This is a genomic window from Variovorax sp. P1_H12_2, from assembly GCF_056405335.1.
Genome location: NZ_JBFUCI010000222.1, coordinates 1 through 10,252 on the forward strand (window position 1 = coordinate 1; position 10,252 = coordinate 10,252).

6 protein-coding genes are annotated in these 10,252 nt (G+C 64.9%); 4 read left to right on the forward strand and 2 right to left on the reverse strand.

Features of this window, described 5'->3' with window-relative positions; translation table 11 throughout:
* Together AC1D2K_RS20780 and AC1D2K_RS20785 are read left to right on the forward strand one after the other, a co-directional pair.
* A partial coding sequence (locus AC1D2K_RS20780) for an autotransporter family protein (RefSeq protein ID WP_478090720.1) occupies positions 1–2,446 on the forward strand: 2,446 nt, incomplete at its 5' end.
* A 603-nt stretch (positions 2,447–3,049) separates the two neighbouring features.
* On the forward strand, positions 3,050–4,543 hold the full coding sequence (locus AC1D2K_RS20785) for a DUF1254 domain-containing protein (protein WP_478090721.1): 1,494 nt from the start codon (positions 3,050–3,052) through the stop codon (positions 4,541–4,543).
* Between the two features lie 433 nt (positions 4,544–4,976).
* Here AC1D2K_RS20785 and AC1D2K_RS20790 read toward each other — a convergent pair whose 3' ends face one another.
* Together AC1D2K_RS20790 and AC1D2K_RS20795 are read right to left on the reverse strand one after the other, a co-directional pair.
* Positions 4,977–7,649 (reverse strand): LuxR C-terminal-related transcriptional regulator, encoded by a 2,673-nt coding sequence (locus AC1D2K_RS20790; protein WP_478090722.1) that lies wholly within the window; start codon positions 7,647–7,649, stop codon positions 4,977–4,979.
* Complete coding sequence (locus AC1D2K_RS20795; protein ID WP_478090723.1) at positions 7,649–7,933, reverse strand: hypothetical protein; 285 nt, start codon at positions 7,931–7,933, stop codon at positions 7,649–7,651. Before AC1D2K_RS20795 ends, AC1D2K_RS20790 begins: the two co-directional genes overlap by 1 nt.
* A 14-nt stretch (positions 7,934–7,947) precedes the next feature.
* Here AC1D2K_RS20795 and AC1D2K_RS20800 point away from each other — a divergent pair, with 14 nt between their 5' ends.
* Positions 7,948–9,081, forward strand: coding sequence for a saccharopine dehydrogenase family protein (locus AC1D2K_RS20800; RefSeq protein ID WP_478090724.1), 1,134 nt, complete (start codon positions 7,948–7,950; stop codon positions 9,079–9,081).
* 87 nt (positions 9,082–9,168) lie between these two features.
* On the forward strand, positions 9,169–10,252 hold a 1,084-nt coding region (locus AC1D2K_RS20805), incomplete at its 3' end, for an AMP-binding protein (RefSeq protein WP_478090725.1).

A 10,252-nucleotide genomic window follows, 5' to 3' on the forward strand; every position in this document is an offset into this window, starting at 1 on the left:
CAATGGCATCTGGCAGGCCTCGGCCGGCAACGACAATTGGACCGAGGTGACCGGGGCCGTCAATGCGCCTTATACGAACGGCAACTTTGCGATCTTCTCCGCCGTGCCCGGTACCGTCACGGTGGACAACAGCCTGGGGGCGGTCATCTCCGGCGGCATGCAGTTCGCGACCAACGGCTACGTCGTGCAAGGCGGCCCGATCACGCTGGCTGCCGGCAGCAACACCCTGCGCGTGGGCGACGGCACGGCGCCGGGAGCGGGCTACGTGGCCACTGTGGTGTCGGAACTCGCCGGTGCCGGAGGAGTCGACAAGACCGATCTGGGCACGCTGGTCCTCGCCGGCGCCAACAGCTATACCGGCGGCACGACCATCAGTGGCGGTACCCTGCAGCTGGGCAATGCAGGGACGACGGGATCGATCGTCGGCCACGTGACCAACAACGGCACGCTGGCGTTCAACCGCTCGGACGACGTCGCCTTCGGCGGCGTGATCAGCGGGACCGGTACCGTCACCAAGCTCAACAGCGCCACGCTGACGCTGACCGGCGCCAACACCTACGGCGGCGGCACGGCGCTCAAGGGCGGACAGATTTCGGTGGGTCACAACACCGCGCTCGGCAGCGGGCCCCTGGCCATGGACGAAGGAACCACGCTGGGATTTGCGGCCGATGGCTTGAACCTGGCCAACGCGGTGGTGCTCACCGGCACTCATGATCCGATCGTCGATACCGGCGCCTTCACTGAAACTCTGTCGGGTGTCATCTCCGGTGGCGGGGCGCTCACCAAGAACGGCAGCGGCACGCTGGTGCTCTCGGGCGCCAACGCCCACACGGGTGCCACCACGGTGGCCGCGGGCACCTTGCGCACTGGCGCGGCTCACACGCTCAGCGCCGCCTCGGCCCACACGGTAGCGACAGGCGCCACCCTGGACACCAGTGGCCTCGATCAACGCGTGGCGGCACTGACCAACAGCGGAACGGTCAGCCTGGTCGGCGCCGCAGCGGGCAGCACGCTCACGACCAGCGGCGCCTATGTGGGCAATACCGGCCTCCTGAGGCTGGGCACCGGTCTCGCCGGCAGCGCCAGCGTGAGCGACAGGCTGGTGCTCGACGGAGCGGCGGCCAAAGCCAGCGGCAAGACCACGATCCAGATCGCCAGCATCGCAGGCCTCGGCATGCTCACCACGGGCAATGGCATCGAGGTGGTGAGTGGACGCAATGGAGCGACCACTACCGCGCAGACGACCCAGAGCGCCTTCAGCCTGGCCGGCGGCCATGTGGACGCGGGGGCCTTCGAGTACCGCCTCTATGCGGCCGACCTGCTTGGCGCGGGGGAAAACTGGTACCTGCGCTCGACCGCGCCGTCCATCCCCCCGATCCAACCCGCGCCTCCGGAGCAGTCGGCGCTACCCGAGCAACCCGCGCAGCCCCAGCCGGTTCCGCCCGTTCAAGTGCCCACCTATCGCGCCGAAGTGCCTCTGCTGGCCGCCTTGCCGGCGCAGCTGCGGCGATCCGACCTGGCCATGCTGAGCAACCTGCATCGGCGCATGGGGGATGAGGCTCCCGCGGCCACGGCGGGCGAGTCCCACAACGGGCCTGACGACCAGACGCCGAATGCGAGCACGCGCCGGGCGTGGGCGCGCGTGGTGTATGCCGACCTGGGGATGGAGCAATCGGGCATCGCACACGCTCGGACCGACGGGCAGGTGAGCGGCGTGCAGGCCGGGAGYGACTTGCTGGTGAAAGACAACTGGCGCGCCGGCGTCTATGTCGGGGTTCTGGACGGCAACGCCGACGTCACCGGCAATGCGCGTGGGCTCACCGCGCGGGTGGGCAGCAACAACCTGCAGTCACGCTACCTGGGTGCCTATGCGACCTGGATGGACGCCAATGGCTGGTATGTCGACAGCGTGCTGCAAGGCGGTAGCCAGCGCTATGACGTGCGTCCGGACATCAACCCCCGAGTCTCGGGCAAGGCCAGCAGCCTCATGGCTTCGGTGGAGACGGGCAAGGCGTTCGCACTCGACGCGCGCTGGAGCATCGAGCCACAGGCGCAGTTCGCGTGGCAGCACAGCAGCTTCGACGACCTGATACTGAGTGGCGCACGCGTGCAGCAGGACCCGGGCAATGGCTGGATCGGGCGCCTGGGCGTGCGCGTGAAGGGCGACCTCGCCACGGGGGCCGGTCGGCTGCAGCCCTATGGGCGCGTGAACCTGTACCACGCGAGCGTCGGGGACGATGTGGCCGCGTTCATCGGCCCGTCGGGAGTGACCGCGATGGCGAGCGGAGGCAGCTACAGCGCTGGCGAGGTGGCCGCTGGAGCGACCCTGGCACTGACACCAACGACGAGCCTCTACGGCGAAATTGGGCATCTGTGGAACATCAGCGGCGATGCCTCCGTGAAGTCCTCAGTGCAGGCGTCGATCGGCATGAAGGTGCGCTGGTAGCCTTGGCATCGGCCGGCGGCGAGACGAGGCGACTGTGGCGCACCCTGCGCGCGCCGGAGCAAGGCTACTGCCCGAAAGGGAAGGTGCGCGCGGATGCTTTTATCAGTATGGTCTGCGCAGGACGAAACGGCGGGTATCCATGGCGTTCGCCAGCCTTTATCAGGGAGCAAGCTTTGAAATACCGGTATCTACTGGCTGCGACGTCAGCTTTGGGAATGATGGCCCTGCTGCCGTTGGACGCCTCGGCGAGCGCGTGCGTCAGGGGCGTTTATCGCGCGGGCTGTTCCGGCCCGAACGGCGCGGTCGTGGTCAAGAAGCCCCCGCCCCCGAGGGTCACCTGCGTCAATGGCGTTTACCGCGCGGGCTGCGCCGGGCCCAACGGCGCCGCAGTCGTTCGTAAGTAGCATTGGAACCAGGCGATGCGAGCTTCAGCGGAGCCTTGGCTCGCCATGCCTAGAATCCCTTTTTGTGACGAAGTCCCGGCCACAACCGGACCTACAAGCGTCTGCTCATAAACCAGTCGCTAGCGACCATCAATGGGTGGCCTGAGATACGTCAAAGAACCAAAACCGCCAATCGATCTACAAGGGGATTCAAAAAGTTATGAAACAGCTACTGTTTGGCGTGGTGATCGCCGCCGCCGTCGCCACGACGGTTTCCGCGCAGCCCTACAAGATGACGACACCCATCGCGCCGGGCGTCGCCGTGCCGAACAAGATCGAGTCCTCGATCGGGACGCTGAACCTCAATTACGGCTACCCGTCGGCTGAAACTGTCGACAAGATCTACGACAACCTGGACCGTTCGCGCGCCCTTCAGGCCTATCTGCTCGCGATCCCGATCGTCAATCAGGCCGGTATGCGCGAATCGCTGCGCAAGTTCGGACCCGACAACCAGACCAACGTCATCTGGGAAAATCTGCTCGATTCGAAGACCGTCGCCCTGACCGGCAACGACAACACGATCTACAACTTCATGTGGGTCGACACGAGCAAGGGTCCGGTGGTGGCCGAGATTCCGCCCAAGGTGCTCGGGACGGTCGACGACTTCTGGTACAAGTGGGTGGGCGACATCGGCATCACCGGGGCCGACAAGGGCGAGGGCGGCAAGTACCTCCTGCTGCCGCCCGGATTCAAGGGCGACATACCAGCCGGGTATCACGTCTTGCGGCCGAACACCTTCGGCAGCTACTTCGTCTTTCGCTCTTTCCTCGTAGACGGCTCCACCCAACCCGCGGTCGATTCGGCCAAGAAGAACCTGCGCCTCTATCCCTTGGCCGAAGCCGCCAACCCGCCGCAGATGAAGTTCGTCAATGCCTCCGGGCTCCCATCGAACTTCGTCGCACCGGGTGACTATTCGTTCTGGAGCTTGTTGAACCAGGTCATCCAGGAAGAGCCGGCGGAGGGTTCCGACCCGACCACCTTAGGCCTGTTCGCCTCGATCGGCATCGTCAAGGGCAAGCCCTTTGCTCCCGATGAGCGGATGAAGAAGATCCTCACCGACGCCGCCAACATCGGCGCGGTGACGGCACGCACGATCGCCTTCAAGATTCGCCCGAAGGATGCGTATTTCTATCCGGACAGTGCGTGGCGCCTGCCGTTCCTGGGTGGATACAAGTTCGAGTCGGCGCCCGGTGTCAGCAATCTGGACGGTGCCGTTTTCTTTTACTACTTTGCCATCGCCGTGACGCCGGCGATGGAGGAAAAGATGGTGGGCCGTGGGTCGCAGTACCCCTGGTCGGTCCAGGATGCGAAGGGCAACCCGTTGGATGGCGGCAAGAACTACAAACTGCGCCTGCCGCCCAACGTCCCAGTCAAGGATTTCTGGTCGGTCATCGTCTACGACAACCAGACCCGCTCGATGGTGCAAACCGACCAAAAGGCCCCGAGCGTCAGCAGCCAGAGCAAGGGCGTCAAGACCAATGCGGACGGCTCGGTGGACGTCTACTTCGGACCGAAGGCCCCGGCGGGAATGGAGAACAACTGGGTGCAGACGATTCCGGGCAAGGGCTGGTTCACGCTGCTGCGCCTCTACGGTCCGCTGGAACCGTGGTTCAACAAGACCTGGCGGCCGGGCGAGATCGAGCTGCAACCCTGATCGACTCCGGCACAACGCTGGTCAGGAACTCAACGGCGGCCCAACGGGCCGCCGTTTTGCTTCGAACAGAGAGCACCGGCGCATGTGTTGATTGCGGATTGCGGCTTGGTCACCGTGGCAGATGTCCTGGTCCTGGAAGTTGACGAGGTCAAGGGAGCCGGAATATTGCCGCCTAGAGCAGCTCGCAGCCTGCGGAGCAACTCATCCTTGGAGAAGTCGGGCACGGCCTCCGGGTTCGCCCCGAATGGGAGGTACATGCTGGTTACCCCTGGCGAGTGTTCCCATGGGCGAGAGAAGTCCTCTTCGTTGTCCGGCAGCAGAAACTCGCAACTGCTTGGGGCTACACCATTGGCGATCTTGAGCCGAGCGCGGACGCCTTTGCCAATCTCCTCGGCCGCATGGCACCGGTCGACAGCGATAGGTCGAACAGGCCCTAGATCAGACCCAATTCGCGCGCTCGCGTGACTGCCTGCGTGCGGTTCTTCGCGCCCAGCTTGCCGTTGATGCGACGAAGGTGGCTTTCCACGGTGTTCTCGCTGATGAACAGGCTGCGGCTCAGTTCCTTGTTCGATAGTCCGTCGGCCAGAAGGCGCAGCACTTGGCGCTCGCGCTGGCTGAGCAGGCTTTCGGTCGCACTCTGGGCTGGCGCCGGGGGCACCGCCGTCAGGGTGGGGCGCATGGCGCCGGAGACCGCGGCCAGATGCAGGGGGTGCACGCCATCCCGTGTCGCCATCGCCTCCAGCAGGGGCTGAAGATGCCAGGGTTCRTCGGCCAGCACCCGCACAAGTCCCTTGGTACTGGCAACATCCAGCGCTTGCTCGAGCACCTCCAGCGCCTGCGGGCGTTTGAGCGCGGCCTCGTAGGCCTGTGCCAACAGGCAGCGCAGGCGCACGGCACGGCGCGTGTGATGGGCCGCCTCGGCCTGCGCCACCGCCTCCTGCACGCGGTGGATCATCGACGGCGCGGCGCCAGAGCGCATGGAGAGCCGCACGGACGCGATGAAGCCATCGTCGAGATCGTCGGCATGGAGGAACTGACCGGCCTCGGCCTTCCAGCCGCCGCTTTGCTCGATCAGCGTCATGAGGTGGCGCGCACTCGCCAGGTCGCCGCCCAGCAGTGCCAGTCTCAGCTTCTCCTGCCGGGCTGCCGAGGCGATACGAGGTATGCCCCAGGCGTCGCCAAGGTCAAGCATCTCGGAGAGCGTCTGTTGGGCAGACTGGGTGCGCCCGCGCAAGGCGTGCGTGCGCGCCGCCACACGAAAGGCGACGATCACGTAGTCCGCGGTGCAGGCGTCCCGGATGGTAGGCAGGTAGTCTTCCAGCAGAAGCTCTACAGCCTGGAGGTCGTTCAGTTCGTAAAGGGCTTCGGCCAAATGGGCTGCAGCGACACCCGACGCATCCGTGAATCGGTAGCCCGCGTCGATGATCTTGTGCAATGTGGCCTCGAAGCGCAGGCGCGCTTCGCCGACGTTGCCCTGGTGCAGCTCTATCGCCCCTTCGAAACACAGGGTGTGATTGAGCCCGTGGATCTCGCCGACATAGGCGCGCTTGGCGGTGGCCAGATAGCGCAGTGCCTGTGCATAGTCTCCTCGGCAAATACAAGCGTAGGCGGACACGTTGAGGATCAAACCGCGAGTTCGCGGTGGGGCAGCGTCAGAGCCGCCCACGCAGGCGAGGGCGAGTGCCGTGGCTTTCGGAACCTCGTCACCCCACGAATAAGCAGCCAGCCTTGCGCCCACCAACTCGGAGGCGACTTGCGAATCCGACGCAGCCACGCGTTCGACGATGTCGATCAGCCGAAYGGCAGCCGAGTGGCGATGGCGGAGGGCCATTGCGTAGGCGCCGGAAATGGCCAGGTCCGGGTGCGCTTCCAACAAGTGTTCGGGGATGGAAGCGACCCATTGGGCCAGGGCATCGATCTGGCCGGTATTGATCATCTCGGAGGCGCAAAGCGCCATCCACTGGGCAGCGAGTTCGACCGCCCCACCTGCGAGCGCATGGTGGATGGCCTGTATCAAACGACCTTCCTGAGCCAACCACCTTGCGGCCCTCACGTGCAGCCCATGGGCTGACTCGCCTACCGGAACACCCGGTTGATTGCGAAGGAATGCCAGAAACAACGGATGGTACTCATGCCAATCGCCGCCGTCCGATTCAACAGCAAACAGGAGAATGTTCTCGCGTTCGATCCCTTGCAGCAGGACCATGCTGTCTTCGCGGTCCAGGACGGCATCGCACATGGCGGCGCAGAAGGTTTCGAACAGGGCGGTTTGCCGCAGAAAGTCCAACTGATGCGATGGCAGTCTCGCGAGAACGTCTTCGGCAAGATAGCTTGCCATGGCCCGTGAAAATTCCCCGGTACCGCGCAAAGCCGCATCGACGCCCGCGGAGCCAATGAGCGAGGCCGCCAGTTGCAAGGCCACAGGCCAGCCATCGGTCTGGGTCTGGAGCATGGCCAGGTCGAGCTCATCGATGGGTGAGGTCAGACGGGCGGCGAGGTAGTCGCGCATATCCTCCATCGAGAACCGCAGCGCCTTCCGATCGATCTCCAGCAACGCCCCTTGCGCCCGAAGCCGTCCCAGTGCCAGCGTTGGCATCGAACGCGAGCCGATCACGACGCGCTGGTCCGGTCCCAGCGTGTCGATGACGCGGACGAATGTGTGCAGTACCTCGAGGTTGTCGAGACGTTCGACATCGTCGACGAACAGCACAAAGCCGGTTTGGACCGCGGCCAGATCGTTGAGCAGCTGGTAGGCACGGCTGCCTGCTGCCGCATCGACATGGTCGCCTTCGACGAGCGCGCGCTCTGGAAGCAACTTCGAAAACACGGGCGCCAGCGCCGACTGCAGATGAGAGACAAATCGCGCCGGATCGTTGTCGTCCTGATCGACCGTCAGCCACGCCACCGGGATCCCCTGCTCATGCAGCGCACGATGGCATTGCCCCATGGCGGTGGACTTCCCGTATCCCGCTGGCGCAGTGACCAGCACCACGCTCGCCGCAGACTGAGCAAGGAGCACAGCGACCGCATTGCGCTCGATTTCATGAGGAACCGGACGAGGAGCGCACAGCTTCAGGAATAGCGGCCTTGGGGCATAGGACAACATCACAGAAGCGGGCGGGTGACTTTCGGGAGTGCGGCCATTCTCCCATTGTGAACTTCGATTGCGGCTTCCGGGTAAGTACTGATGGCGAAGGCGGCGCGCGTCAAGGCGGCGGAGGTCTCGCGCAACCATCTGGCGCGGGGGAAGGACAGTCGTTCACGGAATTCCGTGAATCGATGCTTGGAATGAATTCCCGGCTTTCCGTGATTGAGCGGCACACGGCAAATCAGGACACTGGCGGCCAGGCAGAGGCATTCGGCCCTTTCTTCAAGCAGCGCAACACTCACACAGGAGACTCTCAATGGCAAAGCACCCCGTCGTCGTCTATGGAGCCAGTGGCTACACCGGCATGCTCATCATGGACGCGCTCATCGACCAGAACATTCCTTTCACCGCAGTCGCCCGCAGCGCCGGACGCACCCGTGAAATGATGGCGCAGCGTGTGGTCCGCCTGGAATCCGCGACCTATGAAATCATCGAATGCGACCACGACGTCGCGTCGCTGACGAAAGCCTTCGCGGGCGCCAAGGTCGTCTGCAACACCGTCGGCCCGTTCGTGGATTTCGGCCTGGTGGCCGTCGAAGCCGCGCTCAAGGCGGGTTGCCACTATCTCGACAGCACCGGGGAGCAGGCCTACATCCTGCAAGTCCGCGAGCAGTTCGGCAGTCTGTTCCGCCAGGCGGGCCTGCTGGTGGCGCCGTCTACCGCCTACATGTACACCTTCGCGGAAATCGCCGCCGAACTGGCGCTCGAAACCGAGGGCGTGGATACGCTCGAGACCGCCACCCTGTGCCGTGGCCCGCGCGGCGCCGGCTCGGGTGTCACCGTCGGCTCGACCGCGTCGATCTTCGGGCAGTATCGCGAGCAAGAGCTCTACCTGTGGGAGAAGAAGCTGGTCAAGCATGCGCCCGGCACCAGCTACAACATCACTTCGCCCGACTTCATGCAGCCGATCTTTTGCCTGCCYTGGGGCGGCACCTCGCTGCCGGTGTTCTTCGAGCAGGACTCGCGCGTGCGGGCCTGCACGTCGGCCGTCGGCTTCTATGACAACGAGGTGATGAAGCTGGTGCATTCGGTCGGCCAGAAGTGGGAGGCCGAATACAAGCACCTGAGCAAGGGCGAGCAGGATGCGGTGGTCAAACATCTCGTCGACTCCACGACGCCGCAGATGCCGCCGCGTGAGCGCACCACGATCCAGCGCACCGTCGACTTCGCCATCGGTCGAGGTCACCTCGCGGCCGTGCGCGCCACCGTGCATGGCCTGACGCCCTACATTTCCACCGGCGTGCTGCAGGCGGCCGCTGCGATCAAGCTCATCGACAACGACACCGCCAAGGTCGGCTTCGCCTCGGCCGCCAAGGCCCTGGGCCATCGCTACCTGTTGGGCTTCCTCGAGCAGCGTGGGCTGGCGAGAGCCACCGTCACGCAGCTCTGACACGCTGATCATTCTCGCGAGGCATCCCGGGCCGGCAGCCGCCGGCCCTGCGGATGCGCTCGCGCCCGAGATTCCAAAGGAGGCCCCATGGCCATCATCGATTTCTTCGACCGCGGCTGGCGCATCAACCCGACCGGCATCGCCTACATCCAGGATGAGCGACAGTACAGTTTCGACGAGGTCGGCGACTTCTCCTGCCGCATCGCCAACCAACTGCTGGCGGACGGATTCGCCAAGGGTACGCGTGGCGCCGTCTGGGCCGGCAACGACGTGACCGCATGGATTTGCACCCTCGGCCTGTGGCGCGCGAACATGACGTGGATTCCCATCAACGTGCGCAATGCCTCCGAGGAGAACCACTACATCCTCGACAGCTTCGATTGCGAGATCGTCTTCTTCCAGCAGGCCTTCGGCGCCCAGATCGACGCGCTGCGCGAGCGCCTGCCGAAGGTTCAGCGCTGGATCTGCCTGGACGGCTTTCATCCCGGTGCGCAAGCGCTGGCGGATTGGACGGAAACAGTGGCTGCCACCCGACCCGACGTGGCCTGCGACATGGACGACGTGGTCGCGGTGTCACCCACCGGCGGTACCACGGGCAGCCCTAAGGGCGTGATGAACACGCACCGAAGCCTGCAGGCCTTCATTGCACACTTCATGACGGCCGCGAGCTACGGCGGCGACGAATATCCGGTGAACCTGGCCGCGGCGCCGATCACACACACCGCCGGCATGCTCGCGGTGCCCTGCACGGCCCGCGGCGGCACCGTGGTCGTACTGACAAAGCCGGACCCTGCGCTCCTGCTGGGGGCGATCGCGCGCCACAGAGTGACCGAACTCTTCCTGCCGCCGACGGTGATCTACAAGCTGCTGGACATTCCCAGCATCGAGAAGGTCGACTTTGCCTCGCTGCGCTACTTCCTCTACGGTGCGGCGCCCATGTCCGTCGAGAAGCTCAAGCGCGCCATCGAAGTCTTCGGCCCGGTGATGATGGGCGGCTACGGCCAGACCGAATGCCCGGCCTCGATCTCCTTCCTGACACCGGCCGAGCACTTCGTCCTCGGCCGCATCGCGGGGGATGAGCGCCTGTCGTCCGTAGGGCGGCCCAGTCCCCTGGTGCGCGTGGAGATCATGAACGAACGCGGCGAACTGCTGGCGCAGGGCGAGACCGGCG

Bases quoted from the DNA above. Each gene is read 5' to 3' on its own strand.
- AC1D2K_RS20785 (WP_478090721.1), top strand. From the start codon at position 3,050: ATGAAACAGCTACTGTTTGGCGTGGTGATCGCCGCCGCCGTCGCCACG.